Consider the following 25094-nt stretch of genomic DNA (forward strand, 5'->3'; position numbering starts at 1 on the left):
ATTATTCTCCTTTCTCCAGCTGCCTGGTCTGAACCCTTTTGCTGCTCCCCTGATCTGCTGTCAGCACTTGAATCTCTGCCGGCCAGGTATCTATTTCATTCTTTTTGATGTAAACCTCATACCCATTCTCTTTTGTGTGATACGCCCTGCGGCAATCTCCGTTTATGCAGACCAGAATATCCGTTTCCTCCTTTAACAGCCCGTCTGTCACTTTTCCGCTGATTTTATAATAGTTAAAATCATACTCCAGGGCTTTCAGCGATATGGTGGTATCCGATTCTATGGTTTCGGCGGCCTGGGGCCGTTCCGTTTTCGGAGAGGAAATAATCGGCGGCATGGTGAGATATTCCGACAGATTCCGCTCCACCTTTTCCAACACCACTGTGTCCGGATGATACTGCTCCATCAGGCTTTCCAGTCCATAGGGCACCTCTTTTGTAAACCATGCCTTTTCAAACTGATCCGCCAGCAGAGGAATCAGCGTATTTCCAAAAGAATCCCGAAACATCAGCAATGTGCCGCTGCCGGTCTGGCCTTCTGTTTCAATCCATACGTCCTCCACGCTTTCTGCATCATTGGCATAGGAATGCTTTTGTTCAATCCCATAATGATAATTTAATTCCTTTTCCCCGTAAAAGGTATAAAGCATCCGGTCCAAATCCCCGTTTTCATCTTTGGCCCGGGTAACGGGAGCCTCCTTATAATCCTCATAGGCATATCCCAGTCCGTCCATTATGCACCGGTAAGCCATCAGGGCGCCTTTTTGGTTCCAGTGGGAGTCACGCTTTAAATACAGCGTCTCATCTTCCTGCCGAAACAGCTTCAGCAAATCCGCATAAGGAACCCCCAGTTCCTGCAGCTTAGGCTCCAGCAAATCCACATTGTGCGTTTTATCTGCAATATGGGAATCATAATAGGGCATGTTCCCGCCATACAGGGTATTTTTATTGGGCGGAACCGTCAGGAGAAAATCACTCCCTTTCTCTTCCACATACTGCCAGACCAGAGAAATGTTATGGGCCAGGTTATAAATCTCCCGGTCAGACATCCTGCCTGTTCCCAGATAATCCTCCAGTGTTGAAGTGTAGTAAAGCCAGCCCTCTGTCCCATAGATGACCGTATCCACATTAGAAACCCCAAACAAAGAAGTCTGAATCTTTGCGTCCGCATAAATCAATTCATTGCGGAATGCAAAATGCTCCTGGAAATAAGCCTCAAATTCCTGAAAATAATCCAGGTTCCAGGCTCCCTCCTCTGTCTTTAACTTCGGAAACTCAGCCATTGCCTTATTTTCCGTGGTGACAGTTGTAGGATGCACCGCCATTCCCGCAAAGGGCACCAGACAGGCCCCCAGGCAGGCGATTATAAATATCCAATATTTTTTCATACCTGTTCTCCTCTTGATAAACCTTCGGCCGCCGGTTTGCCGAAACGCCGCCCCGTTTATGAATAAAGCATCCCGGCAGTACCGCCGCCGGATTAAAATCTGAAATAGATAAACGGATTATAAGAACCTCCTGACAGCCTGAGGATACACCACAAAAGCAATGCAAAAGCTGCCAGATACAAAATCAGCTGCACTGTATGTTTCTTCGTATCCGAAAAGACAGGTAATACCCGGCAGACAGGCGCGCATCCGATTACGGCTGCCGATAACATGACAAGAAAATAGGGCGTAAGCTGCTGCCAGACCAAAGACATGGAGGCTGCCGAACATTCAAATCCTGTAAACATTTTTCCAATGAAGAGAAGCCCGTAGCCCAGGGTATCTGCCCGGAAAATCACAAATCCCACGGTTACTGTCAACATGGTGTAACCATGCAGCAAGGCAGAAGGCAGCTTTTTCAATGACGGAACATATTCTTCGAAAAAGCTGAAGGCCCCATGGAACAGCCCCCATACCACAAACGTCCAGTTGGCTCCGTGCCAGAGCCCGGTTAAGAAAAATACAATCATTTTATTCAGCCCTGTCTGCACTTTCCCTTTCCGGCTGCCGCCAAGGGGAATATAGACGTATTCTTTAAACCAGGAGGACAGGGAGATATGCCAGCGCCGCCAGAACTCTTTAATGGTAAGGGAACCGTAGGGATGCGCAAAGTTTTCTCTGAAATGGAATCCGAACATCCGCCCCAGACCGATTGCCATGTCACTGTATCCGCTGAAGTCAAAATAAATCTGCATGGTATAGGCAATGGCCCCAAGCCACGCGCTTATGATATTCAGAGAATCTATCCCCTGCCGAAATACCTGATCCGCAGTTACCGCCATAGTATTGGCAATCAAAATCTTTTTCGCCAGGCCGCAGATAAAACGTCTCAGGCCAAGGGCCGCCTCCCGGGGATTCACGCTGCGGCTGTCAATTTCCAGGGCAATATCTCTGTACTTTACAATGGGCCCCGCAATCAGCTGGGGAAAGAAAGAGATGTACAAAAGCACTTTGCCGAAATTCCTCTGAACCTCCACCTGTCCCCGGTAAACGTCAATGACATAAGACAATGCCTGAAATGTAAAAAAAGAAATTCCCACAGGCAGGCTTATCTGAGGATCGTTTATTCTGACTCCCGGTACGCCATTCATTGTTGTTATGATAAATCCGGTATACTTAAATACGCATAAGATCCCGATGTTAATTCCCACCGCCCCAATCAGCAATGCGTTCCGGCCGGCTTTTCCCATAAATAATGCACACAGATAATTGAGAAAAGCGCTTATGACCATTAAAATCACATAGACCGGTTCTCCAAAGGCATAAAAAATCAGACTGGCCAGAACCAGAAGGATATTTTTTATTTTTATAGAAGGGACTGCGCTGTGCAGGCAAAATACCACCGGAAAAAATATGCATAAAAATACCAATGAACTGAAAACCATTTTTTCTCCTTTGCTGCCGCTGCAGCGAACTTATGAGCTTTAAAAAGGAATGGAACTAAAGCCGTCGCTGCAGCCGCTCCACAATCAGATTTTTACACGCATCCAGGGTTTTCCTGCTCCAATGGCGCCTTTGTAGCCCTGATCTGTGGGGGTGTCATAGCTGAGTGCAAAATAATTGTATACATGATGCCACTTGCTCCACTCCGGATCATAAACCAGCCCGTCAATCTCAGCCCAGCCATGACCGCCGCTGTTGCAGCAATACACTTCTTCATATCCAATGGCCTTTGCCATATACGCAAAAGCAGCCGCATAACTGCAGCAATTTCCCGCTCCGTTTATAAACATATCATTGGCATAAATCACCGGCCAGTCCATTCCCAGGTAATGAGGGATTCTGGGCTTGATTTCAGGATAAGCCGCTTTCACGTAATCAAAGCAGACTCTCAGTTTTTCTTCCCTGGTCATACCGTCATTTGTGATACTGGCTACCACAGCCTGGGCCCTCTGAAGGGTTGCCAGAGATTCCGGGCTCATTCCTTCCATTGCTTTTCCGTTTATGTATACGGTTGTGTTCGAAAGGGCCAGCATTTTGCCCTCATTGAAACTGTAATAACGGGTTCCCGCATTCAGGGCCGCACTCACCGGAGTGCATGTGCCGTCACTGACGCTGTACATTATCGTTCCGGCGTCCAGATAATAACCGGAATAAACTTTTCCCTTCACATATAACGTATCCTTTGACAGCTTTCCTGTCTTTTTCGCCTGATAGTTATAGTATTTTGTACCGGCATTCACAATTCCCGTCTGTAAGACACGCGTTCCCTTTTTTACATAATACAGCTTCTTTTTGCCGTCTAAAAAGTACCCGGTATAAACTTTTCCTTTCACATACAAAGTATCCTTCGACAGCTTCTTTTTCTTGCCTGTATTATAATTAAAATATTTTGCGCCTGCTTTTACCGTTCCGGTGTGCAGAGTGCAGGTTCCCTGTTTGGCCTTATACAGCTTCTTTTTGCTGTTCAGGTAATAGCCCGTATAAACTTTTCCCTTGACATACAGCGTCTTTTTAGACAGTTTTTTTGTTTTGGCCTCATTATAACTGTAGTATTTGGCCTTCGCCTTCAGCGTTCCGGTGTGCAGGGTGCGTATTCCCTGTTTTACCTTATACATCTTCTTTCTGCTGTCCAAATAATACCCGGTATAAATTTTTCCCTGTACAAATACTGTCTGATCCGGCAATGCAATCATGCCCTGTTCTGCGAAACTGTAATATTTCGTTCCTTTGTTCAGGGTTCCGCTTTTTACTTCTGCCGTTCCGTTGGATACCAGGTATAAAATATTATTTTCCAGATAATATCCCGTATAGGCCTTTCCTTCCACATATACTGTCTGGCTGTTCAGCTTCAGCGTTTTCTGGTCTGCGCTGCTGTAATACTCTGTTCCTGCCTTCACGGTTCCGAAAACCGGCGCTGCCGCACCGTCAGATACCAGATAAAAGACACCGTTGTCCAGATAGTATCCTGTATACGTTTTTCCTTCCACATATACCGTCTGTTTGGCAAGTTTTATCATTTTCTGGTCTGCGCTGCTGTAATATTCTGTCCCTTCCCTGACCGTTCCGCAGAATGGTTCTGCTGTTCCGTTGGACACCAGACAGAAAAGTCCGGCGCTGTCCAGATAATACCCGCTGTAAACCACGCCGTTTACATAAATCAGACCGTCTTTTTCCTCCGGTGCATCCGGCGTTGTTTCTGAAACTTCTCCCGGTTGTGGAACAGAAAAAAACTCCGGCCCTTCACTGGTCTCCTCCAACATTTCGGTCTCTTCTGCGGTACTGTCGGATTGTTCCGGCTGAAGATTCTCCGCTTCTGCATCTGCTTCATCAACTGGCGGTTTGTCTGACGGTTGCTCTGGTTCTGCTGGCTGTATTTCGTCTGACGGCTGTTCTGGTTCTGCTGGCTGCGGTTTATCTGACGGCTGCTTCGGCTCGGCAGTCTGTATTTCGTCTGCTGGCTGCTCCGGCTCCGCAGTCTGTGGCTTATCTGCCGGTTGTTCTGATCCTGCAGTCTGTACTTTGTCCGCCGGCTGCTTCGGCTCTGCCGCCCCAAATGCAGGCATCACATCAGCGGCAAACAGGCTTGCAGCCAGTGAAAATGCGCAGAGACGGACTGCAATTTTCTTTTTCTCCATAAGTTTTTCCTCCCATTTAATTGTGAAATGTAACCTTTTATTGACAAAGGTTACATTTTGAATCATGATTTTATCTGGTACTACAGCTTTAAATTTAGAATCAGAACTATACATGTACAAAGGAGGAAATGAATGATGAGTAAGACACAGCCAATCCGGGAAACCCGCCAATTAACAGAACTGAAAGAATATTATCTGACCGAACACCCGAACCTGCGCAACTACACTTTGATTACTCTGGGACTGAATACTGCGCTGCGCATCGGGGATATTTTAAAAATCAAATGGGGGATGGTATATGATTTTGAAAGAAATCAGTACCGTTCCCATTTACTTTTAACGGAACAGAAAACGCGCAAAGAAACCATGATAGCGCTGAACCATACTGCCATTGCCGCCCTGGACGCTTTCAGGCAAAGCCGGCAGCCTGCCAGTGAAAACCTCTACCTGTTTTCCGGCCAGAAGAACAAATCCGCCCCTATCAGCCGGCAGCAGGCTTACCGCATTATAAAAGAGGCCGCAGACCATGCCCACCTGACGGAGCATATCAGCTGCCATTCCCTGCGGAAAACATTCGGTTATCATGCCTGGAAAAACGGAACTCCTCCGGCCCTTCTGATGGCCATTTTTAATCATTCTTCTTACCAGATTACCAAACGTTACTTATGTATTGACCAGGAGGATAAAGATCATGTTTTTTGTCAGCTCAATCTTTAACTGCTTTTTCAAGAAAATTTACAATATCTATAAAATTTTTACAAATTCTGCCGATATATACCATATGGTCTAAATGTAACCTTTGTCAATATAAGGTTACATTTTTTACTTTACCCAATTAATTTTATTCAAACGAGTTTTAACAAGGAGATGACATCATGAGTTTTACTCAGAAGAAAAAACGAAGCAGCAACACAAGATTTTTATTTCTGCTTTTCATGTTCTGTATGTTCCTGCCCGCAAAAGCCAGCGCCGCAGAACTGGACACTGTGCGTCCAATGACCCAGGTATGGGAGCAGACAGAGGAAACGCTTCCTTTCGAAGAAAGTACAGCCCTGTATCCGCCAGAAGATTCCGTTCCTGTTCAGGAAATTCCGAAGGAGATAAATTCCTCTGCCGGCGAAGAACTTCCCGCACCGCAGCCGGAGACTGAAAACGGTCTGGTTTTACAAAACGGCCATTATCTGCTGTACATAGACGGAACGCCTGTCACAGAACCGGGATGGAAAAAACTTTCTCCCGCTGAACGCTATCTAATTGACAAGCAAGGCGCTGTCACCGCCAAAATGTCCAAATCCGGCAATATCTGGCGTTATTACGACTATGATTCTGAAACTGTATCCTTCCAGCTCCAGAAAGATGTGTGGAAAAACGTACTGGGAAAATATTATTATTTCAGCAAATCCGGCAAATGCACAAGAATTTATGATCCGGCCTCTAAACAGTGCAAGAAGCTCAAGAAGGACAAAATGACCGTCATGAAAAAAGAAATCGGCCGGCTTTCTGATGGAAAACTCTATTATTTTAACTCCAAAGGAGTGCGGACTGCCAAAAAGGGATGGCAGAAAAGTTCCGGCTCTCTCTATGTACAAATCGGGAAAAATGGTTTTGTCACCTGCAAAATGGAAAAAAAGAGCGGTTACTGGAAATTTTATCAATACAGCTATTCCAAAGATGCATGGCAGAAACAGAAAAAAGTATGGAAAACTGTAAACAAACAGAGATATTATTTTAACGGCTCCGGCAAATGCACCCACCTGTACAATATCTCCTCCTGCAAATTCTATGATCTGGGGAAAAACAGCAAAACTTTGATCAAAAATGACATCCGAAGCATCCATAAAAAGAAATATTTCTTTGGCCCTGACGGAGTAAAAATGAGTTCTCCCGGACTTTATCAAACTATATCCGGCAAGCTGATTTACGTCACCTCAAAGGGGCGGGTGGAAAAAGAAATCCACGGCCAACTTCTTTCCTACACAGCAGACGGAAACAGAATCACCAGCTGCCGCGTCAGGGATTCTCATTTTATGTGTTATTACAATGGAGAAGGGGTTATAGTCAGGCAGATTGATTTGAACAAGCCCATGGTTGCTTTAACTTATGACGACGGGCCTTCCCAGTATACCTCAGCCATTCTGGATATACTGGAACAGCATGGCAGCGCCGCAACTTTTTTCGTGGTAGGCCAACGGGTAAACAGTTATCCTGATATTTTAAGACGGGCATGCGAGCTGCACTGTGAAATCGGCAATCACACTTACAGCCACAAAACGCTTACCAAAATCAGCATATCTGAAATTCAAAGCCAGATAAACATGACCAATGACGCCGTCAAAGCCATCACCGGCATTTCTCCTGTTGTCATGCGCCCTCCTGGAGGAGCCCACAACGGAACCGTAGAGGGAAGCGTAGGTATGCCACTGATTCTCTGGTCCATTGATACTCTGGACTGGCGGACCCGGAATGCTGCCCGGACACAGGCGGCAGTGCTTGAGTCTGTCAGCGACGGAGATATTGTACTGATGCACGATCTGTATCAGCAGACCGCGGCTGCTTCTTCCGTGATTATACCGGAGCTGGTGAGACGGGGATATCAGCTGATTACGGTCAGCGAGCTTGCTGACTGCAGAGGCGGTATGGCTGCCGGAGGAGTTTACCGGACCTTCCGATAGAAAATCTTCTGGCGCTGAATCTTTGCTGCTGGCAGCGGCATAGCCTGCAATATGGATTATATTACGCCGGCGGTTAAATATCACAGTATTTTACTTGCCCAAACCTCCATCTGCTGCGATATTTAACTGCCGGCGTAATATTTTAACAGAACAAGGGACTGCCGGAATGTAAAATTTGCACAATATTATATCGCTTCAAAGAAATCATACGATATATTGTGAAAAATTTTCGTCTCCCGACAGTCCCTTTTCCAATTCTATTTTATTCGCAATCGTTTATTTATCTCTCCAGATGATTCTTCCTTTGGTTAAATCATACGGAGACATCTCAACTGTCACTTTATCTCCCGGCAGAATACGGATGAAATTCATCCTCAGCTTGCCGCTGATATGTGCCAGAATCTGGTGGCCGTTTTCCAATTCCACCTGGAACATGGCGTTTGGTAATTTTTCAACCACTTTTCCTTCTACTTCGATTACGTCTGCTTTTGACATCTTGTTTCCTCCTGATTATGATAGCTGCCGGGCATCCCTAATACTTTTCTGATAAAGCTTAACGGCCCGTTTGATTTCTTCATTCCGAAAATTCTCCTGCGTAAAGACTTCTGTAATTTCTTTCGGAAGCTTTTTTATTATCTGAATATGTTTTCTGTTCTTTTTTTTTGGCTTTTCCAATGGCTTTAAATTTCCATCCGCCAGATAAACCATATTGGCTTCTTCTTTTACAATTACATAAATACTGTCTTTGTCATGGCCCGATCTGGAAATTGCTAATTTTATCTCCATATGACTGTTTCCTTCATTCTGCCTGTTTCCGTTTTGATGCCTGTTTCCTGCTTTCTCTGATTACCGGAAGCTGCTTTCAGCGGAAAGGGTTAAAATTTCCGGTTCCCCGGATGTCACCAAAATCGTATTTTCGTAATGAGCGGATAAGGAGCCGTCCTGGGTCACCACAGTCCAGTTATCCTCCTCCCACACTACATCGTAACGCCCTGCATTAATCATAGGTTCTATTGCCAATGTCATGCCTGCCTTCAGCCGGATTCCTCTGCTCTTCTGAGTGAAATTCGGTATCTGCGGATCTTCATGCAGATTGCTTCCAACTCCGTGCCCAACCAAATCCCGCACGACGCCGTATCCGAAACTCTCTGCATAAGCGGCAATTGCATTTGAAATCTGATGTAGATGATTTCCTTCTTTCGCATATTTAATGCCTTCAAAAAAACTCTGCCTGGTTCTTTCTATCAACAATGCGGCCTCCTGGGAAATCTCTCCGATTCCATGGGTTCTTGCTGCATCCGAATGATATCCCTTATAAATGACGCCGATATCCAGGCTTACAATGTCTCCTTCCTGAATCAGCCGCTTTTTGGTGGGAATGCCGTGCACCACCTCATCATTGACTGAAACACATACGGAAGCCGGATATCCGTTATAATTTTTAAAGGAAGGGATGCACCCATAACTTTTGATAATTTCTTCTCCCAGACGGTCAATATCCAACGTGGACATTCCGGGTTTCAGTTCCTTTTCCAGATTTTCATGAACTTTCTCCAGAATTTTTCCTGCTGCCCGCATTAATTCGATTTCTCTGGCAGATTTAATTGATACTGACATTTTCTACGCTCCTAAAATTTCCACAATGGCGTCAAATACTTTTTCCATTGGCTGAGTCCCGTCTACAGTTTTTAATATATTCTGTTTTTTATAATAGTCAATCAAGGGCTGGGTCTGCTCATGATAAACATCCAGACGTTTCTTTACGGTTTCCGGCTGATCGTCATCTCTCAGCACTACCTGGCTGCCGCAGCGGTCGCATACGCCTTCCACTTTGGTTGGAATCGAAACAATATGGTAAGTTGCGCCGCAGTTTAAACATGCCCGTCTGCCAGACATTCTGTTAACGATATTCTCATCCGGAACATCCACATCAATGGCATAATCCATGCTCTGGCTGATTTTTGCAAGGGCCTGATCCAAGGCTTCTGCCTGGGGAATTGTTCTTGGAAATCCATCCAGTACAAATCCGTTTTTGCAGTCATCCTGTCCGATACGGTCCATAACCAAATCACAGGTCAGTTCATCCGGCACCAAAAGCCCCTGATCCATATATTCTTTGGCTTTCTTGCCCAGTTCTGTGCCTGCTTTTAAGTTTGCCCGAAAAATATCTCCGGTAGAAATATGCGGAATGGAATATTTATCCGCAATCTGTTTTGCCTGTGTACCTTTTCCTGCTCCCGGTGCGCCTAACATAATAATTTTCATACTTGCTCCTCCTTATTTTCATGCTGTTATAAATGCTGTCCGAAGATTCTTACAATTCCTCTCTCCAAAGCAAATACACCATAGGAGATGCCATGCGGCATCTCCTAATTTCTGCATAACCGCCATGCAGCCTGCAAGCAGGCTTTACAGCGTTTTTTTACTTAGTCATTTAAAAATCCTTTATAATAACGTACCAGCATCTGGGATTCAATCTGCTTCAGAGTTTCAATGACGACACCTACAATAATGATGATAGATGTTCCGCCGAAGGACACATTTGCGCTGAATACTCCGTTAAAGAAAATTGGAATTACAGCTACAATCATAAGTCCTACCGCTCCGATAAATACGATATAGTTCAAGATCTTTGTCAAATAATCACTGGTTGGTTTTCCCGGTCTGATTCCCGGAATAAATCCGCCCTGCCGTTTCATATTGTTGGCAACCTCCAACGGGTTGAAGGTAATGGATGTATAGAAATAGGCGAAAGCAATTACCAGTACGATATATACCAGCAAACCGATACTGTAAATGGGCTGCTCCGGATCACACCAGTAAGACTGGGACAATCCATGCAGAATCTTGCTTCCGATTCCGGTTCCGTTGCCTTTTCCCATAATGGTTGCAATCACAACCGGAAACTGCATAATGGACTGGGCAAAGATAATAGGAATAACGCCGGCTGTATTTACCTTCAGAGGAATATGCGTAGACTGACCGCCTACCTGTTTGCGCCCCTGAATTTTCTTGCTGTACTGTACCGGAATTCTGCGCTGTCCATCCTGAAGGATGATAACGAAAACAACCGTTATCAGAATTACTGCAATAATAACTGCAGCCGCAATGATTGCATTTCCCACATTGGGCGCATTTGCAATAAACTGGGTGTAAAGGGTCATCAAATCTTCCGGTATACGGGAAATAATGTTAATTACCAATACAATCGAGATACCATTTCCCACACCATATTCTGTGATTCTTTCACCAATCCACATCAGCACTGCGGAGCCTGCCGTCAATCCGGTTACCATCATAATTACATGCGGCGCGTCGAATTTGTCCAGATATCCGCCCCGGCCGAATCCAATTGCCATGGCAATGGACTGAATCAGCGCCAATGCAACTGTCACATAACGAGTAATCTCTGCGATCTTCTTTCTTCCGTCCTCTCCATCCTTCTGCATTTCTTCCAGCTTAGGGATCGCAATGGTAAGAAGCTGCATAATAATGGAGGATGTGATGTAGGGCGTAATGTTCAGCGCGAACACTGACATCTGTTCAAAAGAACCGCCTGTGATGGCATTAAAGAAATTCAGTGAATCTGCGCCCTGGTTTGAAGCAAACCAGTTTGCAATCACTTCGGCATTGACACCAGGCAGAGGCAGCTGTGAGCCCAACCTGATGACAACCATCATTACTAACGTATAAAAAATACGGTTCCTGATATCTTTAATTTTAAATGCATTACGGAGTGTCTCCAGCATTAGATCACCTCTGCTTTTCCACCAAGAGCCTCAATCTTTTCTTTTGCACCTGCACTGAAGGCATTTACCTGTACGGTAAGTTTCTTGGTAAGCTCACCATCTCCGAGAATCTTAACGCCATCTCTTGGATTTTTGATGATTCCCCGCTCCATTAAAGTCTCTACCGTTACAACTGCATCATTATCAAATACATCCAATACATGAACATTGACTGCTACAATGTCCTTAGAATTCCTGTTGGTAAATCCACGCTTTGGAATTCGTCTGTATAATGGCATCTGGCCGCCCTCGAACCCAGGTCTCGGTGCGCCGGAACGTGCTTTCTGACCTTTATGTCCCTTACCTGCTGTCTTACCATTTCCGGAACCATGTCCACGGCCTCTTCTGAAATTATTGCTGTGCTTAGAGCCCACTGCCGGTTTTAAATTTGATAAGTCCATTTTGACACCTCCTTACGTTTTCTTAGATTTCTTCTACTTTCACTAAATGTCTGACCTGTCTGACCATACCTCTGACTGCTGCGTTATCCGGCATTTCCACCGAATGGTTGATTTTCCTCAAACCTAATGCTTCTACGGTTTTGCGGTTCTTTGGCACAGCGCCGATTGTAGATTTTACAAGTGTAATTTTTAATTTCTCTGCCATTTTCCATGTCCTCCTTAACCGAGTATCTCTTCTACAGATTTACCGCGGAGTTTTGCTACCTCTTCCGGAGATTTCAACTGACTTAAAGCATTGATTGTAGCAAGCACTACATTCTGCTTGTTATTGGAGCCCAGAGACTTTGTACGGATATTCTTAATGCCTGCAAGTTCACATACGCTACGCGCAGGACCGCCGGCAATTACGCCAGTACCTTCCGGAGCTCTTTTCAGCAATACAGACGCGCCGGTGTGTTTGCCGGTAATGTCATGTGTAATACTGCTGTTATCATCTAATTTTACAGAAATCAGTTTCTTGATTGCGTCTTCTTTTCCTTTGCGGATTGCTTCAGGAATTTCAGTTGCTTTCCCTAAACCTGCACCTACATGACCATTGCTGTCACCAACAACAACCAAAGCTGTAAAACGCATGTTACGTCCGCCTTTTACAACTTTCGTTACACGTTTAATTGATACCACTTTTTCTGTTAATTCCAATTGACTAGCATCAATGATTGTACGTTTCATGTGTTTGTCTCCTCCTATTAAAAGTTTAACCCGGCTTCTCTTGCAGCATCGGCTAAAGCCTTGACTTTACCCTGATAGATATATCCGCCTCTGTCGAAGACAACTGTAGTAATGCCTTTATCCAACGCTCTTTTTGCGATAATTGTTCCAAGATGCGCTGCCGCTTCTACGTTATTGGTTTTCTCCAGTTCAGCCTTTACATCCTTCTGAAGTGTAGATGCGGAAACAAGTGTATGCTGTGCAACATCGTCAATGATCTGCACATACATATGGTTATTGCTTCTAAACACTGCCAAACGCGGTCTTTCAGCGGTACCGGAGAAACGATTGCGGATTCTTCTGTGCTTTTTCATCCGGACTTCAGCTCTTGATTTCTTATTAACCATTTTTGTGTTCCTCCTTTAATTATTTTTTACCAGTCTTACCAACTTTACGCCTGATCACTTCATCAGCATATTTGATACCCTTGCCCTTATACGGTTCAGGTCTTCTCTTATCTCTGATTTCTGCTGCGTACTGGCCGACTTTTTCTTTATCAATACCGGAAACGGTAATTTTGTTTCCTTCTACTTTAGACTCAATTCCTTCCGGATCTGTCATAATCACCGGATGGGAATATCCCAGATTCAGGGTTAAGTCTTTTCCGGATTTGGATGCCCTGTAACCAACACCGTTTACTTCCAGTTCTTTGGTGTAACCCTGGGTTACGCCAACTACCATATTGTTAATCAGGGTTCTGGTCAGACCGTGCAGTGATTTCATTCTCTTTAAATCGTTGGGTCTTGTTACAGTTACCTCAGAACCTTCTAATTTGATTTCCATTTCTGTTGGAAGGGTTCTCTCTAAAGTCCCCTTCGGACCTTTCACAGTCACATGATTATTTTCTGCAATATCTACCGTTACGTCTGCAGGTATTGCGATTGGCATTCTTCCTATACGTGACATGCCCGTACCTCCTTACCATACGTAAGCTAATACTTCTCCGCCTACTGCTAATCTTCTTGCTTCTTTATCAGTTACAACACCCTGATTGGTGGAAAGAATTGCAATTCCAAGTCCGCCGAGAACCTTTGGAATTTCATTTTTGCCGGCATATACCCGAAGTCCCGGTTTGGAAATTCTCTTAAGTCCTGTGATAATCTTTTCATTTTTGTCACTACCGTATTTTAAGGTAATGCGAATTGTGTTAAAGCTGCCATCTTCTACAATGTCATATTTTGCAATATATCCTTCATCTACAAGAATATTGGCAATTGCAATCTTCATTTTGGAAGATGGAACATCAACTGTATCATGTTTAGCAGTATTTGCATTACGGATTCTTGTAAGCATATCTGCGATTGGATCACTCATTGTCATGATATATTTTCCTCCTTTACCGGCCTACCAAGACGCCTTTTTAACACCTGGAATCTGTCCTTTATAAGCTAATTCACGGAAGCAGATTCTGCAGATTCCGTATTTTCTCAAATATGCATGCGGACGTCCGCAAATTCTGCAACGGCTGTATTCTCTGGTAGAGAATTTCTGTTTGCGCTGCTGTTTGATTTTCATTGCTGTTTTTGCCATTGAAATTCCCTCCTTACTGTTTTGCAAATGGCATATTGAACTGTGCCAACAATTCACGGCCTTCTTCGTCTGTTTTTGCTGTAGTTACGAAAATAACATCCATACCGCGGATTTTGTCGATTTTATCATACTCGATTTCCGGGAAAATCAGCTGCTCTTTGATACCAAGGGCATAATTTCCTCTTCCGTCAAATGCGTTGGGATTTACCCCTCTGAAGTCACGTACACGGGGCAGAGCCAGATTGATTAAGCGATCAACAAACTCATACATCTTATCGCCTCTCAAGGTCACTTTACACCCAATGGCCATTCCTTCTCTGATTTTGAAGTTTGCCACAGATTTTTTGGCTTTTGTAATCACTGCTTTCTGGCCGGTAATGGTTTCCAGATCGCTCACGGCAGCGTCAAGAAGTTTCGCGTTTTCTTTCGCTTCGCCGACACCCATGTTGATGACTACTTTTTCAATCTTCGGTACTTGCATCACATTTTTATATTCGAATTTTTTCATCAGAGCGTCTACGATCTCGTTCTGATAAATTTCTTTTAATCTACTACTCAACTGAATGGACCTCCTCTCCTGAATTAATCAATAACTTCGCCTGTAGATTTGGCAAAACGTACTTTTTTATCTCCGTCCATTTTGAAACCGATGCGGGTAGCCTTTCCTTTGTGCAGATACATCACATTGGAAATATCAAGAGGGGCTTCCTGATGCACAATGCCGCCCTGCTGATTTGCCATGCTGGGTTTGGTATGCTTGGTTGCCATATTGATGCCCTCTACCAGTACGGTATGGTTTTTCTTATTGACAGAAAGGACTTTGCCTTCTTTGTCTTTATCTTTGCCGGCGATTACTTTCACTAAATCGCCTTTTTTAATTTTCATCATTGCCATCTCTTTGCACCTCCTATAATACTTCCGGAGCCAGGGAAACAATTTTCATAAACTGCTTCTCACGAAGCTCTCTTGCAACCGGCCCAAAGATACGGGTTCCTCTCGGGGTTTTGTCATCTTTGATGATGACAGCCGCATTCTCATCAAATTTAATATAAGAACCGTCTTTCCGACGGGCGCCTTTTTTCGTACGAACCACTACAGCTTTTACTACATCGCCTTTCTTAACAACACCACCTGGTGTTGCATCTTTAACCGTAGCAGTGATGATATCTCCAATATTCGCATATCTTCTTGTCGAACCGCCCATAACACGGATGCAGAGTAATTCTTTTGCTCCTGTATTATCGGCTACTTTCAGTCTGCTTTCCTGTTGAATCATGCCGGTAGCCTCCTTTATTTCGCTCTCTCAATGATTTCCACAAGTCTCCATCTCTTATCCTTGGATAAAGGTCTTGTTTCCATTACTTTGACTGTATCTCCAATTTTGCATTCATTGTTTTCGTCATGAGCTTTCAATTTATAAGTTCTTTTTACGATCTTGTTGTAAAGGGGATGTCTTACATTGTCCCGCACTGCAACAACAATCGTCTTGTTCATCTTGTCGCTTACAACAACACCGGTACGTGTTTTTCTAAGATTTCTTTCTTCCACGATTCTGCTCCTTTCACTAAGCGTTCAATGTCTCCCGTGCCTTTTCAGTGATAATCGTCTGAATTCTGGCAATATTCTTGCGAACCTCTTTGATTCTTCCGGTATTCTCCAACTGGTTGGTCGCATTCTGGAATCTTAAATTAAAAAGTTCTTTCTTTGCAGCCACTAACCTCTCCTGCAATGCTTCTACGGATTCTTCTCTTAATTCTTTCACATAATTACTGCTTTTCATTTGATTCACCGCCTTCTAAGTCTGCCCGAGAAACTATTTTACATTTACATGGTAACTTATGTGTAGCAAGACGCAATGCTTCCCGTGCGATTTCTTCCGGAACGCCGGAGATTTCAAACAAAACACGGCCTGGTTTTACAACAGCCACCCAGTATTCCAGTGTTCCTTTTCCGGAACCCATACGGGTTTCTGCCGGTTTTGCAGTTACTGGTTTGTCAGGGAAAATTTTAATCCAGACTTTACCGCCACGCTTAATGTAACGTGTCATTGCAATACGGGCTGCCTCAATCTGATTGGATTTGATCCAGCATGGCTCTGTAGCCACAATACCGTATTCACCGTTTGTAATTTTATTACCTCTTAACGCCTTTCCTGCCATGGAACCACGGAACTGTTTACGGCGTTTTACTCTTTTTGGCATTAACATTATTTATCGCTCCCTTCCTTTGTTTCTTTTGTTGGAAGTACCTCGCCTTTGTAGATCCATACTTTTACTCCTACTTTACCGTAGGTGGTATCTGCTTCAGCGAATCCATAATCGATATCTGCTCTTAATGTCTGAAGTGGAATCGTTCCTTCACTGTAGAACTCGGTACGGGCCATATCAGCGCCGCCCAGACGTCCGGAAACGGAACTCTTAATTCCAAGAGCGCCTGCTTTCATACTTCTGCCCATGCAGGATTTCATTGCTCTTCTGAAAGAAACACGGTTCTCTAACTGCAGCGCAATATTTTCTGCTACAAGCTGCGCGTCTTTGTCCGGTCTTTTTACTTCTTTGATATCTACTACCAGTTTTTTATCTGTTAATTTCTGAAGTTCTGCTTTTACTTTCTCAATTTCTGATCCGCCTTTACCGATTACGACACCTGGCTTTGCAGTATAGAGAATTACTTTTACCCGATCAGAAGCTCTTTCAATCTCAATCTTGGAAACTCCGGATGCGTATAATTTCTTCTTCAAGAATGTTCTGATGTTATAATCTTCAATAAGAAAATCTGCAAAATCTGCTTCCGCATACCATTTAGAGTCCCAATCTTTAATAATTCCAACTCTTAAACCATGAGGATTCACTTTCTGTCCCATGTTTGCCCTCCTATCTTTCATCAAGCACAACTGTAATGTGGCTCATTCTCTTTTCGATTCTGTAAGCTCTTCCCTGTGCCCTTGGTCTGACTCTTTTCATTGTTGGTCCTTTATTTGCATAACACTCTGCAATGTAAAGATTGTCTGCATTCATACCGTTATTGTTTTCTGCATTTGCAATTGCAGATTTCAACAGTTTCTCTATTACGCTGGATGCGTATCTCGGATTGTATGCAAGAATAGCCAGTGCGGTCTTAACATCTTTTCCACGGATTGCATCTAACACGAAACATGCTTTCTGAACAGATACTCTGGCGTAAGATAATTTGGCTGACGGTCTGGTATCTTTCTGCGCATTTCTTTCTCTCTTAATTTGACTTCTATGTCCCTTTGCCATGGATGTGGAACCTCCTTTCCCATATCTATCTATTAACGAACTTTGGATTTCTTCTCATCTTTTCCATGTCCACGGTAAGTTCTTGTGGCAACGAACTCACCAAGCTTATGGCCTACCATATCTTCTGTCACATAAACCGGCACATGTTTTCTTCCGTCATGTACGGCAAATGTGTGGCCTACGAACTGCGGGAAAATTGTAGAACGGCGAGACCATGTTTTAATCACGCTCTTTTCACCTGCTGCGTTCATGGCATCTACTTTTTTCAATAAGCTTGCATCAGCAAATGGTCCTTTTTTCAGTGAACGACCCATAAAAATTCAACCTCCTAAAATTTCGTCCCGCCAGCGGGCAGAACCGCCCTGCGGGTATCCCTGTTATTTCAAAGCTCTACCGTCTCTTCTTCTTACGATAAGCTTGTTGCTTGCTTTGTTTTTCTTTCTGGTCTTAAGACCCAGTGCAGGTTTGCCCCACGGAGTAGACGGGCCCGGACGTCCGATTCCGGTCTTTCCTTCTCCACCACCATGCGGATGGTCGTTGGGGTTCATAACAGAACCGCGTACGGTCGGGCGGATACCCATATGACGCTTCCGTCCTGCTTTACCAATTTTAATAAGGTTGTGATCCGCATTGCCTACCACGCCTATGGTTGCTCTGCAGATAATCGGCACCATTCTCATTTCACCGGAGGGCAGTCTCAGGGTTGCATATTTTCCTTCTTTTGCCATCAGCTGAGCGCTGTTTCCTGCGGAACGCACAAGCTGTCCGCCTTTTCCCGGATATAACTCAATGTTGTGTACCTGAGTACCTACCGGAATATTCTCTAAAGGAAGGCAGTTGCCTACTCTTACTTCCGCTTCCGGCCCGTTCATTACTTTCATGCCGTCAGTCAGGCCTTCCGGAGCAAGGATATATGATTTGGTTCCGTCCACATAGCAGATCAATGCGATATTTGCTGTTCTGTTGGGATCGTACTCAATTCCGATAACAGTTGCCGGAATTCCGTCTTTTTTATTTCTCTTAAAATCAATAATTCTATATTTTCTTCTGTTGCCGCCGCCACGGTGTCTTACAGTAATTTTACCCTGATTATTACGGCCGGAATTCTTCTGTAAAGAAACTAACAGAGATTTCTCTGGGGTTTTCTTGGTAATTTCAGAAAAATCAGAACCGGTCATATTCCTTCTGGAAGGTGTATATGGGTTATATGTCTTAATTCCCATGATGTTTCTCCTTTCTATAAGCCTGCAAAAATTTCAATGTCTTTGCTGTCCTCAGTCAACTGGACAATCGCTTTCTTGGTTTTGGCAGTTTTGCCCACTACCATACCTCTTCTTTTCTTCTTGCCGCCGACATTTAAGGTATTCACTTTCTTTACCTTGGTTCCCTCAAACATTTTTTCAACAGCTTCCTTAATCATGGTCTTATTTGCTTCCGGATGAACCAGAAAAGTATATTTTTTCTCACCCATAAGGTTCATGCTCTTTTCGGTAATTACCGGTTTGAGGATTACGTCATAATATTGTACGTTTGCCATTATGCATACACCTCCTCGATTGCTGATACCGCATCCTTGGTGATTACCACGGTATCGTATTTCAGAATATCATATACGTTGAGAGAATTGGTCATTGTAGTCTTAACAGCAGGAATATTTCTTGCAGACATTACTACGTTCTGATCATTGTCTTTCATAACCACAAGGGCTTTATTTACTTTCAGGTTATTTAATACTTCCTGGAATTTCTTTGTTTTGATTTCATCCAGGCTTAAGTTATCCACTACGATAAATTTACTCTCATTGACTCTGGATGTCAGCGCGGACTTTAATGCTGCCCTTTTTTCTTTCTTATTCATCTTGAAAGAATAATCTCTTGGAACCGGAGCGAATACTACGCCGCCGCCTTTCCACTGAGGAGCGCGGATGGAGCCCTGTCTGGCATGACCGGTTCCTTTCTGTCTCCATGGTTTTCTTCCGCCGCCGGAAACTTCGGAACGTGTCTTTGCCTTCTGTGTTCCCTGACGTCTGTTTGCAAGCTGCTGCACAACTGCCATGTGTACAAGATGTTCGTTGATTTCAACACCAAACACTGCATCGTTGAGCTCAAGGCTTCCAACTTCGTTGCCTTCCATATTATAAATAGCTACATTAGCCATTGTTAAGTCCTCCTTTCACTACTGCTTTACAGTCTCTTTGATTGTTACCAGAGACTTCTTCGGTCCCGGAACAGATCCTTTTACCAGAAGCAGATTGTTCTCAGCATCCACTTTTACAACTTCAAGGTTCTGAACCGTTACTTTTACAGCACCCATATGTCCCGGCATTCCTTTGCCTTTAAACACTTTGCTCGGACTGGAACATGCACCGTTGGAACCCTGATGACGGTGGAATTTGGAACCATGCGCCATGGGCCCTCTGTGCTGGCCGTGTCTCTTAATTGCGCCCTGGAATCCCTTACCTTTGGAGATTGCAGTCGCATCAACTTTATCGCCTTCTGCAAAAATATCTGCTTTAATCTCATCAGCCAGATTATAATCTGCAGCATTTTCAAATTTAAATTCTTTTACAAATCTCTTGCCGGACACGCCTGCTTTGTCAAAGTGTCCTTTCTCAGCCTTTGTCAGACCATGTCTGTTTCTGATTTCTTTTCTGCCGTTGGCGTCTCTGTTAATAATCTTCTCTTTCTTATCAACAAAACCAACCTGCACTGCGCTGTATCCGTCGTTTTCCACCGTCTTAATCTGTGTTACGGCACACGGACCAGCCTGTAATACAGTAACCGGCACCAGCGCGCCGTCTGTATTGAAGATTTGAGTCATTCCGACTTTGGTCGCTAAAATCGCTTTCTTCATTTCTTTCCCTCCTGTTTACTCTACAGCGGAACGATTCATACCCATCGGGCAGCGGAACCGCTCATCCTAGAACAGTTGCAATACTTCTATATTGAACCCTTCAGGATTGTTACCCTTTACTTGTTCTTCATTTTGATATCAATGTAAACACCTGCAGGCATTTCCAGTCTGGACAATGCATCAACCGTTTTCTGGGTCGGTGTAATGATATCAATCAGTCTCTTATGAGTTCTCTGCTCAAACTGCTCTCTGGAATCTTTGTACTTGTGAACCGCCCTTAAAATTGTAACAACTTCCTTCTTGGTGGGAAGTGGAACCGGTCCGCTCACCTGTGCTCCATTTTTCTTTACAGTTTCGATAATTTTCTTTGCAGATGCATCCACTAACTGATGGTCATATGCCTTCAGTGTGATTCTCATTACTTGACTTGCCATAAAAAAAGCCGCCTCCTTTTCGCACTTTACTTCAGTACGACAAGCGGTGACTGTACACTTCTCCGTGTGTGTCCTGGACATTGCACACGGCGCTTCTGCTTTTTGCAGATTTCCTGTTGTGATACAGTGACTTGTCGCCAGTTTCCTAACTTGACATTCGCTCCACGGAAAAACCTGCCAGTCTCAGGCAGCAACCTCTCGCTTCATCGCTATCATGCCACAGCATTTGTTATTATAAAACATAATTGTCCATAATGCAAGCATAAATTTATTTTTTCATATAATAATGATATATCTCAGCCTTTACAGTCTAACATGGACATCCAATCCATAGGACAAAACTGCTCCAATATCTCTTCCTGGCGATCCTCCGCTGGGTTTTGAGTCGCCGGCTTGCTGCTGACAGCCGGATCTTCCTGCACATCTTTCATTGCCGCTTTTACTGCCTCTCCCAGTAATTCTCCGAATTGGGGAGTTTTCTCCGTCATCTCCGCCACCTGCTGATATGCCTGCCCGATTATGGTCTGCTGCTCTTCTTTGGAGGAAGCCTGCTGCAAAGCATGTCTGATCCGTTCGCCTTCTGTTCTGGCCAACTCTGCCATTTGGGCAAGCTGCGGATTCATTCGTCTGAGCAGCTCTTTTTCTTCCGGCGTCACCGATTCCCCTCTGGCTATCCTTTTGGCTATCTGCAATAGTTTTCGGGCGTCCCGCTGGCCTTTATCCACTTCTTTTGGCTCTAATAACTGCTGCAGAACAGATTTCTTATTGTCATCTGTTTCCGCACCGGTAAAATTCCGGATAATCTGGCTGATATCTACAGTGAGATCTCCTGCTTTATTCTTTGTTACTGCTGATTGCGGACTCATAATGTTCATACTCATTCCTCCCGTCTGCCTGATACAATTGTTCTCTGACATTTATATCGGCAAATACAGGCCGTTCCCATACCGGCTCCACGCCTGTTCAGCCAAGCAGCAGCTCTTTTTTCCTGATATAGTAAACAATTCCTGCCGCATCCGCTAAAAACCATCCAATAGGGATCGCCCACCAGATACCGACGACACCGACAGAAGGAACCGCCGAAAGCAGATATGCCAACAGCACCCTTGTCCCAAGAGAAATCACCGTAAGCGCCACAGACATCCCCGGCCGTCCCAATGCCCGGTACAGGCCGTACAGCAGGAACAGACACCCAATCCCTGCATAAAACACCCCTTCAATCCGCAGATAGCGGACTCCTTCCTGAATAATGAGCGCTTCGCCGGCATCCACAAAAATTTCCATCAAAGGCCGTGCAAAAATGCAGACTGCCGCAGATATTACGATACAGAACCCCATGGAGCATATCACCGCTCCTTTCAATCCGCTCTTTATCCGCTGTTCTTCCTTTGCGCCATAGTTCTGGGCAATAAAGGTAGAAAAGGCATTGCCAAAATCCTGTACCGGCATATAAGCGAAAGCGTCAATCTTCACTGCCGCCGCAAATGCCGCCATAATTGCAGGGCCAAAGCTGTTCACTAACCCCTGTACCATGAGAATTCCCAGGTTCATCACAGACTGCTGTACGCAGGTCAGAACTGAAAAACCTGCAATTTCCTTAATGCTGATTTTGCAAAGCCTCCAGTGTTTCCAAATTCCCTGAAACTGGGGACATTTGATCAGCGTGTATCCGGCAATTCCCACCCCTGAAATATACTGTGCAATTACAGTTGCCTCTGCTGCTCCTGCCGCACCCCGTTTCAGCCACAGCACGAAACATAAATCCAATATAATATTTAAAACCGCAGAAATTGCCAGAAAAATCAGCGGCGCCACAGAATTGCCGATTGCACGTAAGAATGCGGCAAAGTAATTATATAAAAAGGAAGCTGCAATGCCGCAGAAAATCACAAACAGGTACTCCCGCATCAATCCCCAGACTTCATCCGGCACCTGCAGAAACATGCGTATGCTGTCCAGGCAGAGAAATGCAGAAATATTCAATAATAAAGTAAATCCTGCCACCAGCGCGAAGGATGCGCAGATACTCTCCTTCAGCCCCTTTTCATCCTTTTGCCCAAACCGAATGGAAAAAACTGCTCCGCTTCCCATACAAAGCCCCAGTAAAATCGAGGTTAAAAACGTCATCAGCGTAAAGGATGAGCCTACAGCCGCCAGTGCATGGCTTCCCAAAAATTTCCCCACAATCAGGGTATCCGCTATGTTATAACATTGCTGCAGTAAATTGCCCAGAATCATGGGAACGGCAAACCCCATCATGGAAGCCATCACAGGCCCTCTGGTCAGATCCCGGTCCATGTTTCCTTATTCTCCTCTGTCTTTGTTCCTGCCCAGACAAATAATCCGATTCCCACTGCCAGAATGAGGATAGAAATCAATTGCGAAGTAGACAGAAAACCGAATTCTCCCCGATAATCATTCCGAAGCATCTCAATCAAAAATCTTCCTATACTATAGAGAATACAGTAGCCTGCCGCAACTCTTCCCTTCTGCGGCTGTTTTTTTGCATATGCCATAAGCACAAACGCCATAGCAAAGTCACCGATACTGGAATAGATTTGCGTAGGAATCAGCTTTACTCCATTGGGGGCGTAATTTGACTGCCAGTACTGGATTCCAAATATAGACTCTGTCTCCCTTCCATAGCAGCATCCTGCGAAAAAGCATCCAATTCGTCCGCACCCCTGGGCAAAGGCCACCGCCGGAAGCACCAAATCCAGATAGGTGAGAAAATCTGCTTTTTTGAATCGGCAGTATCCCCAACCGGCAGCCACTCCGCCGATAATCCCGCCGTAAACTACCCAGCCGTTCTGAAAATTCAGTAACATAGAGGGATCATTTAATATATCTTTGAAGCTTACTGTATAATAAAGAAGTTTGCTGCCTACAGCCCCTCCAAGCACGGCGCACCAGAAAATACCAAATAAGATATCAGAGTCCAGACCCCGTTTTCTGGCACGCCTTTCACTAATCAGCAGTGCGCTCATGTAACCGATTGCCACCATTATGCCATAGACATGAATTGTCAGCGGCCCAATTGTAATGTCATTAATCATAGTTTCCTCCAAATTCCCTGTTTTGTTTCTTATTATTTATCTGTCATTTTTCAAACACGCTCTAGCTTACTCTTCTTCTAACTCATCTGCAATCCCTTCTGTGATTTTCCTTTCTCTCACATATTGTAACAGACTTATCAGTTCTTTGGAACCATTTTTGCTTGTCATATTCAGGAAAAATTGTCTATTCATTACTAAATTCACGATTCTTGCGGGAATTTCCACCAGAATACAAATTAATCTCTGTCAGAAATGCGTTGTTGCGACAATGCCAAAATGTATATCGGCATGAACAAATGTTTGTCACGTTGATATTCAGCAGTTCCGCCGCCTCTAAAGCGCCAAGAGAAAGCTGCTCAAATTCTGCCTCTTTCTCTTTATCCGGTACAAGGCAGGTATTCTGTTCAAATGTTTCCACAACTCTTATCAGTGTTTCTGCTTCTCTATGTTCCCGCTGCTCTTTTTCCGGGGTTTTCCTTGTATTCTGATACCTGCGTTCCTCTTTTTTTCTTCTTTCTTCTGCCATATCATAAAAATTTTTTACAATCTTCATTTCTTCCTATTACCTCTTTCCTTTTTATTCTAAAGATAAGAAATTACTATATAGTAAGGTAATTTATAATAACTTGTTAAATAGGAAATTACTATTATAAAAATTATTATATATAATTATTCCACCAAAGTAAAGGGGGAAATTCATGGACTACGGTAAATTGGAACTCCACATCAACGAACTATTAACATCAAGAGGTATATCCAAAAATAAAATATGCAAAGATTTAGATATTCCCCGCCCTAATTTCAACCGCTACTGCAGAAATGACTTTCAGCGTTTGGATGCGGGATTAATCTGTAAATTGTGCCATTATCTGGAGATTGAAGTTGGAGAACTTATCACCTATCAGCCTCCTGAAAAATAATGTATGGGACTGCCGCTATTTGTCATAAGCTTTTAATCATTTGGGGAATTGCGCATAAAACTCAGATGAAAGCAATAATTTTTGCTCTTACCTGTCTGCATATGCTTTAGAAAAACACCGTTGATTTTTTCAAGGAGAAATGATATATTAAGAACAAGGAAAGCACCTACTCCAAAGTGGATGCCCCCGAAAATGGTTTAGATGTCCTTATAGACACCGCCTATCCTGTTGGCAGACAGGATAGGCATTTTTATGTGCGCCCAGTATGGGCGCAATCTAATCGGTGAAAGTCCGTAACACGCCCTGATAGTGGGAAGTGTATAGCCAAGAGCAAGGGTGTCCATCGTG

The 25094-nt window shown here is 44.1% G+C and carries 36 protein-coding genes; 3 read left to right on the forward strand and 33 right to left on the reverse strand.

Features of this window, described 5'->3' with window-relative positions; all coding sequences use genetic code 11:
• Position 1: 1 nt before the first annotated feature.
• From ACTO17_RS09375 to ACTO17_RS09385, 3 genes are all read right to left on the reverse strand, one after another.
• A complete protein-coding gene (locus ACTO17_RS09375; RefSeq protein ID WP_482557762.1) occupies positions 2-1387 on the reverse strand; it encodes an alginate O-acetyltransferase AlgX-related protein in 1386 nt (461 codons plus the stop codon).
• A gap of 92 nt (positions 1388-1479) precedes the next feature.
• Positions 1480-2871, reverse strand: coding sequence for an MBOAT family O-acyltransferase (locus ACTO17_RS09380; RefSeq protein WP_482557763.1), 1392 nt, complete (start codon positions 2869-2871; stop codon positions 1480-1482).
• A gap of 84 nt (positions 2872-2955) precedes the next feature.
• A complete protein-coding gene (locus tag ACTO17_RS09385) occupies positions 2956-5064 on the reverse strand; it encodes a hypothetical protein (RefSeq protein ID WP_482557764.1) in 2109 nt (702 codons plus the stop codon).
• A 132-nt stretch (positions 5065-5196) separates the two neighbouring features.
• On the opposite strand from ACTO17_RS09385, the gene ACTO17_RS09390 reads away from it, so the two are divergent.
• Complete coding sequence (locus ACTO17_RS09390) at positions 5197-5781, forward strand: tyrosine-type recombinase/integrase (protein WP_482557765.1); 585 nt, start codon at positions 5197-5199, stop codon at positions 5779-5781.
• A 158-nt stretch (positions 5782-5939) separates the two neighbouring features.
• Positions 5940-7736, forward strand: coding sequence for a polysaccharide deacetylase family protein (locus ACTO17_RS09395; RefSeq protein ID WP_482557766.1), 1797 nt, complete (start codon positions 5940-5942; stop codon positions 7734-7736).
• A 276-nt stretch (positions 7737-8012) separates the two neighbouring features.
• On the opposite strand, the gene infA is transcribed toward ACTO17_RS09395, so the two are convergent.
• From infA to ACTO17_RS09545, 30 genes are all read right to left on the reverse strand, one after another.
• The gene (infA, locus tag ACTO17_RS09400; RefSeq protein ID WP_016303566.1) at positions 8013-8231 is read right to left on the reverse strand and encodes a translation initiation factor IF-1; all 219 of its coding nucleotides are present in this window, start codon (positions 8229-8231) and stop codon (positions 8013-8015) included.
• A gap of 15 nt (positions 8232-8246) precedes the next feature.
• Positions 8247-8522 (reverse strand): KOW domain-containing RNA-binding protein, encoded by a 276-nt coding sequence (locus ACTO17_RS09405; RefSeq protein ID WP_482557767.1) that lies wholly within the window; start codon positions 8520-8522, stop codon positions 8247-8249.
• A 60-nt stretch (positions 8523-8582) separates the two neighbouring features.
• Positions 8583-9353, reverse strand: coding sequence for a type I methionyl aminopeptidase (gene map, locus ACTO17_RS09410; RefSeq protein ID WP_482557768.1), 771 nt, complete (start codon positions 9351-9353; stop codon positions 8583-8585).
• 3 nt (positions 9354-9356) lie between these two features.
• On the reverse strand, positions 9357-10001 hold the full coding sequence (locus ACTO17_RS09415; RefSeq protein ID WP_482557769.1) for an adenylate kinase: 645 nt from the start codon (positions 9999-10001) through the stop codon (positions 9357-9359).
• A gap of 161 nt (positions 10002-10162) precedes the next feature.
• A complete protein-coding gene (gene secY, locus ACTO17_RS09420; RefSeq protein WP_482557770.1) occupies positions 10163-11485 on the reverse strand; it encodes a preprotein translocase subunit SecY in 1323 nt (440 codons plus the stop codon).
• The gene (gene rplO / locus ACTO17_RS09425) at positions 11485-11925 is read right to left on the reverse strand and encodes a 50S ribosomal protein L15 (protein ID WP_482557771.1); all 441 of its coding nucleotides are present in this window, start codon (positions 11923-11925) and stop codon (positions 11485-11487) included. Before rplO ends, secY begins: the two co-directional genes overlap by 1 nt.
• A 22-nt stretch (positions 11926-11947) precedes the next feature.
• A complete protein-coding gene (rpmD, locus tag ACTO17_RS09430; protein WP_482557772.1) occupies positions 11948-12130 on the reverse strand; it encodes a 50S ribosomal protein L30 in 183 nt (60 codons plus the stop codon).
• Between the two features lie 14 nt (positions 12131-12144).
• On the reverse strand, positions 12145-12654 hold the full coding sequence (rpsE, locus tag ACTO17_RS09435) for a 30S ribosomal protein S5 (protein ID WP_135989526.1): 510 nt from the start codon (positions 12652-12654) through the stop codon (positions 12145-12147).
• Between the two features lie 17 nt (positions 12655-12671).
• A complete protein-coding gene (gene rplR, locus ACTO17_RS09440; RefSeq protein WP_482557773.1) occupies positions 12672-13040 on the reverse strand; it encodes a 50S ribosomal protein L18 in 369 nt (122 codons plus the stop codon).
• 19 nt (positions 13041-13059) lie between these two features.
• Positions 13060-13599: a 50S ribosomal protein L6 gene (gene rplF, locus ACTO17_RS09445; RefSeq protein ID WP_482557774.1), complete on the reverse strand. Its 540-nt coding sequence runs from the start codon at positions 13597-13599 to the stop codon at positions 13060-13062.
• A 12-nt stretch (positions 13600-13611) separates the two neighbouring features.
• A complete protein-coding gene (rpsH, locus tag ACTO17_RS09450) occupies positions 13612-14013 on the reverse strand; it encodes a 30S ribosomal protein S8 (protein WP_482557775.1) in 402 nt (133 codons plus the stop codon).
• A 24-nt stretch (positions 14014-14037) separates the two neighbouring features.
• Positions 14038-14223 carry a type Z 30S ribosomal protein S14 gene (locus ACTO17_RS09455; protein WP_005424988.1) on the reverse strand — a complete coding sequence of 62 codons (186 nt, stop codon included), beginning with the start codon at positions 14221-14223 and terminating at the stop codon, positions 14038-14040.
• Positions 14224-14236: 13 nt separating this feature from the next.
• Positions 14237-14782, reverse strand: coding sequence for a 50S ribosomal protein L5 (gene rplE / locus ACTO17_RS09460; protein ID WP_482557776.1), 546 nt, complete (start codon positions 14780-14782; stop codon positions 14237-14239).
• 23 nt (positions 14783-14805) lie between these two features.
• On the reverse strand, positions 14806-15117 hold the full coding sequence (gene rplX, locus ACTO17_RS09465; RefSeq protein WP_482557777.1) for a 50S ribosomal protein L24: 312 nt from the start codon (positions 15115-15117) through the stop codon (positions 14806-14808).
• A gap of 13 nt (positions 15118-15130) precedes the next feature.
• Complete coding sequence (gene rplN / locus ACTO17_RS09470) at positions 15131-15499, reverse strand: 50S ribosomal protein L14 (protein ID WP_135989520.1); 369 nt, start codon at positions 15497-15499, stop codon at positions 15131-15133.
• Positions 15500-15513: 14 nt separating this feature from the next.
• A complete protein-coding gene (rpsQ, locus tag ACTO17_RS09475; protein WP_482557778.1) occupies positions 15514-15771 on the reverse strand; it encodes a 30S ribosomal protein S17 in 258 nt (85 codons plus the stop codon).
• 16 nt (positions 15772-15787) lie between these two features.
• Positions 15788-16003 carry a 50S ribosomal protein L29 gene (gene rpmC / locus ACTO17_RS09480; protein WP_482557779.1) on the reverse strand — a complete coding sequence of 72 codons (216 nt, stop codon included), beginning with the start codon at positions 16001-16003 and terminating at the stop codon, positions 15788-15790.
• Positions 15990-16430, reverse strand: a complete 441-nt coding sequence (gene rplP / locus ACTO17_RS09485) for a 50S ribosomal protein L16 (RefSeq protein WP_135989517.1) — start codon at positions 16428-16430, stop codon at positions 15990-15992. The genes rpmC and rplP overlap by 14 nt, the downstream gene beginning before the upstream one ends.
• Positions 16430-17086 (reverse strand): 30S ribosomal protein S3, encoded by a 657-nt coding sequence (gene rpsC / locus ACTO17_RS09490; RefSeq protein WP_172536693.1) that lies wholly within the window; start codon positions 17084-17086, stop codon positions 16430-16432. Before rpsC ends, rplP begins: the two co-directional genes overlap by 1 nt.
• 10 nt (positions 17087-17096) lie before the next feature.
• A complete protein-coding gene (rplV, locus tag ACTO17_RS09495) occupies positions 17097-17483 on the reverse strand; it encodes a 50S ribosomal protein L22 (protein WP_482557780.1) in 387 nt (128 codons plus the stop codon).
• Between the two features lie 32 nt (positions 17484-17515).
• Positions 17516-17797, reverse strand: a complete 282-nt coding sequence (rpsS, locus tag ACTO17_RS09500) for a 30S ribosomal protein S19 (protein WP_016213333.1) — start codon at positions 17795-17797, stop codon at positions 17516-17518.
• 63 nt (positions 17798-17860) lie between these two features.
• A complete protein-coding gene (gene rplB / locus ACTO17_RS09505; RefSeq protein WP_482557781.1) occupies positions 17861-18706 on the reverse strand; it encodes a 50S ribosomal protein L2 in 846 nt (281 codons plus the stop codon).
• A gap of 14 nt (positions 18707-18720) precedes the next feature.
• Positions 18721-19020 carry a 50S ribosomal protein L23 gene (rplW, locus tag ACTO17_RS09510; protein ID WP_172536033.1) on the reverse strand — a complete coding sequence of 100 codons (300 nt, stop codon included), beginning with the start codon at positions 19018-19020 and terminating at the stop codon, positions 18721-18723.
• On the reverse strand, positions 19020-19640 hold the full coding sequence (gene rplD / locus ACTO17_RS09515; RefSeq protein ID WP_172536032.1) for a 50S ribosomal protein L4: 621 nt from the start codon (positions 19638-19640) through the stop codon (positions 19020-19022). Before rplD ends, rplW begins: the two co-directional genes overlap by 1 nt.
• 18 nt (positions 19641-19658) lie before the next feature.
• Positions 19659-20336: a 50S ribosomal protein L3 gene (gene rplC / locus ACTO17_RS09520; RefSeq protein WP_172536031.1), complete on the reverse strand. Its 678-nt coding sequence runs from the start codon at positions 20334-20336 to the stop codon at positions 19659-19661.
• Positions 20337-20452: 116 nt separating this feature from the next.
• Entirely contained in the window at positions 20453-20770 is a 318-nt protein-coding gene (gene rpsJ / locus ACTO17_RS09525) for a 30S ribosomal protein S10 (RefSeq protein ID WP_087157539.1), read from the reverse strand.
• 296 nt (positions 20771-21066) lie between these two features.
• Positions 21067-21645 (reverse strand): hypothetical protein, encoded by a 579-nt coding sequence (locus tag ACTO17_RS09530; RefSeq protein ID WP_482557782.1) that lies wholly within the window; start codon positions 21643-21645, stop codon positions 21067-21069.
• A gap of 88 nt (positions 21646-21733) precedes the next feature.
• Complete coding sequence (locus ACTO17_RS09535) at positions 21734-23068, reverse strand: MATE family efflux transporter (protein WP_482557783.1); 1335 nt, start codon at positions 23066-23068, stop codon at positions 21734-21736.
• Complete coding sequence (gene lgt, locus ACTO17_RS09540) at positions 23053-23826, reverse strand: prolipoprotein diacylglyceryl transferase (protein ID WP_482557784.1); 774 nt, start codon at positions 23824-23826, stop codon at positions 23053-23055. The genes ACTO17_RS09535 and lgt overlap by 16 nt, the downstream gene beginning before the upstream one ends.
• Positions 23827-24010: 184 nt before the next feature.
• Positions 24011-24379, reverse strand: coding sequence for a hypothetical protein (locus ACTO17_RS09545; protein WP_482557785.1), 369 nt, complete (start codon positions 24377-24379; stop codon positions 24011-24013).
• 145 nt (positions 24380-24524) lie between these two features.
• Between ACTO17_RS09545 and ACTO17_RS09550 the strand changes: the two genes are divergently transcribed.
• Entirely contained in the window at positions 24525-24746 is a 222-nt protein-coding gene (locus tag ACTO17_RS09550) for a helix-turn-helix domain-containing protein (protein ID WP_482557786.1), read from the forward strand.
• The last annotated feature ends 348 nt before the right edge of the window (positions 24747-25094 follow it).

This window comes from Petralouisia sp. (genome assembly GCF_056822245.1).

Excerpts from the sequence above, each read along its gene's own strand:
- ACTO17_RS09375 (WP_482557762.1), bottom strand. The coding sequence starts at position 1,387 with ATGAAAAAATATTGGATATTTATAATCGCCTGCCTGGGGGCCTGTCTG.
- ACTO17_RS09380 (WP_482557763.1), bottom strand. The coding sequence starts at position 2,871 with ATGGTTTTCAGTTCATTGGTATTTTTATGCATATTTTTTCCGGTGGTA.
- ACTO17_RS09385 (WP_482557764.1), bottom strand. The coding sequence starts at position 5,064 with ATGGAGAAAAAGAAAATTGCAGTCCGTCTCTGCGCATTTTCACTGGCT.
- ACTO17_RS09390 (WP_482557765.1), top strand. The coding sequence starts at position 5,197 with ATGATGAGTAAGACACAGCCAATCCGGGAAACCCGCCAATTAACAGAA.
- ACTO17_RS09395 (WP_482557766.1), top strand. The coding sequence starts at position 5,940 with ATGAGTTTTACTCAGAAGAAAAAACGAAGCAGCAACACAAGATTTTTA.
- infA (WP_016303566.1), bottom strand. The coding sequence starts at position 8,231 with ATGTCAAAAGCAGACGTAATCGAAGTAGAAGGAAAAGTGGTTGAAAAA.
- ACTO17_RS09405 (WP_482557767.1), bottom strand. The coding sequence starts at position 8,522 with ATGGAGATAAAATTAGCAATTTCCAGATCGGGCCATGACAAAGACAGT.
- map (WP_482557768.1), bottom strand. The coding sequence starts at position 9,353 with ATGTCAGTATCAATTAAATCTGCCAGAGAAATCGAATTAATGCGGGCA.
- ACTO17_RS09415 (WP_482557769.1), bottom strand. The coding sequence starts at position 10,001 with ATGAAAATTATTATGTTAGGCGCACCGGGAGCAGGAAAAGGTACACAG.
- secY (WP_482557770.1), bottom strand. The coding sequence starts at position 11,485 with ATGCTGGAGACACTCCGTAATGCATTTAAAATTAAAGATATCAGGAAC.
- rplO (WP_482557771.1), bottom strand. The coding sequence starts at position 11,925 with ATGGACTTATCAAATTTAAAACCGGCAGTGGGCTCTAAGCACAGCAAT.
- rpmD (WP_482557772.1), bottom strand. The coding sequence starts at position 12,130 with ATGGCAGAGAAATTAAAAATTACACTTGTAAAATCTACAATCGGCGCT.
- rpsE (WP_135989526.1), bottom strand. The coding sequence starts at position 12,654 with ATGAAACGTACAATCATTGATGCTAGTCAATTGGAATTAACAGAAAAA.
- rplR (WP_482557773.1), bottom strand. The coding sequence starts at position 13,040 with ATGGTTAATAAGAAATCAAGAGCTGAAGTCCGGATGAAAAAGCACAGA.
- rplF (WP_482557774.1), bottom strand. The coding sequence starts at position 13,599 with ATGTCACGTATAGGAAGAATGCCAATCGCAATACCTGCAGACGTAACG.
- rpsH (WP_482557775.1), bottom strand. The coding sequence starts at position 14,013 with ATGACAATGAGTGATCCAATCGCAGATATGCTTACAAGAATCCGTAAT.
- ACTO17_RS09455 (WP_005424988.1), bottom strand. The coding sequence starts at position 14,223 with ATGGCAAAAACAGCAATGAAAATCAAACAGCAGCGCAAACAGAAATTC.
- rplX (WP_482557777.1), bottom strand. The coding sequence starts at position 15,117 with ATGGCAATGATGAAAATTAAAAAAGGCGATTTAGTGAAAGTAATCGCC.
- rplN (WP_135989520.1), bottom strand. The coding sequence starts at position 15,499 with ATGATTCAACAGGAAAGCAGACTGAAAGTAGCCGATAATACAGGAGCA.
- rpmC (WP_482557779.1), bottom strand. The coding sequence starts at position 16,003 with ATGAAAAGCAGTAATTATGTGAAAGAATTAAGAGAAGAATCCGTAGAA.
- rplP (WP_135989517.1), bottom strand. The coding sequence starts at position 16,430 with ATGTTAATGCCAAAAAGAGTAAAACGCCGTAAACAGTTCCGTGGTTCC.
- rpsC (WP_172536693.1), bottom strand. The coding sequence starts at position 17,086 with ATGGGACAGAAAGTGAATCCTCATGGTTTAAGAGTTGGAATTATTAAA.
- rplV (WP_482557780.1), bottom strand. The coding sequence starts at position 17,483 with ATGGCAAAGGGACATAGAAGTCAAATTAAGAGAGAAAGAAATGCGCAG.
- rpsS (WP_016213333.1), bottom strand. The coding sequence starts at position 17,797 with ATGGGTCGTTCACTGAAAAAAGGACCATTTGCTGATGCAAGCTTATTG.
- rplB (WP_482557781.1), bottom strand. The coding sequence starts at position 18,706 with ATGGGAATTAAGACATATAACCCATATACACCTTCCAGAAGGAATATG.
- rplW (WP_172536033.1), bottom strand. The coding sequence starts at position 19,020 with ATGGCAAACGTACAATATTATGACGTAATCCTCAAACCGGTAATTACC.
- rplD (WP_172536032.1), bottom strand. The coding sequence starts at position 19,640 with ATGGCTAATGTAGCTATTTATAATATGGAAGGCAACGAAGTTGGAAGC.
- rplC (WP_172536031.1), bottom strand. The coding sequence starts at position 20,336 with ATGAAGAAAGCGATTTTAGCGACCAAAGTCGGAATGACTCAAATCTTC.
- rpsJ (WP_087157539.1), bottom strand. The coding sequence starts at position 20,770 with ATGGCAAGTCAAGTAATGAGAATCACACTGAAGGCATATGACCATCAG.
- ACTO17_RS09530 (WP_482557782.1), bottom strand. The coding sequence starts at position 21,645 with ATGAACATTATGAGTCCGCAATCAGCAGTAACAAAGAATAAAGCAGGA.
- ACTO17_RS09535 (WP_482557783.1), bottom strand. The coding sequence starts at position 23,068 with ATGGACCGGGATCTGACCAGAGGGCCTGTGATGGCTTCCATGATGGGG.
- lgt (WP_482557784.1), bottom strand. The coding sequence starts at position 23,826 with ATGATTAATGACATTACAATTGGGCCGCTGACAATTCATGTCTATGGC.
- ACTO17_RS09545 (WP_482557785.1), bottom strand. The coding sequence starts at position 24,379 with ATGAAGATTGTAAAAAATTTTTATGATATGGCAGAAGAAAGAAGAAAA.
- ACTO17_RS09550 (WP_482557786.1), top strand. The coding sequence starts at position 24,525 with ATGGACTACGGTAAATTGGAACTCCACATCAACGAACTATTAACATCA.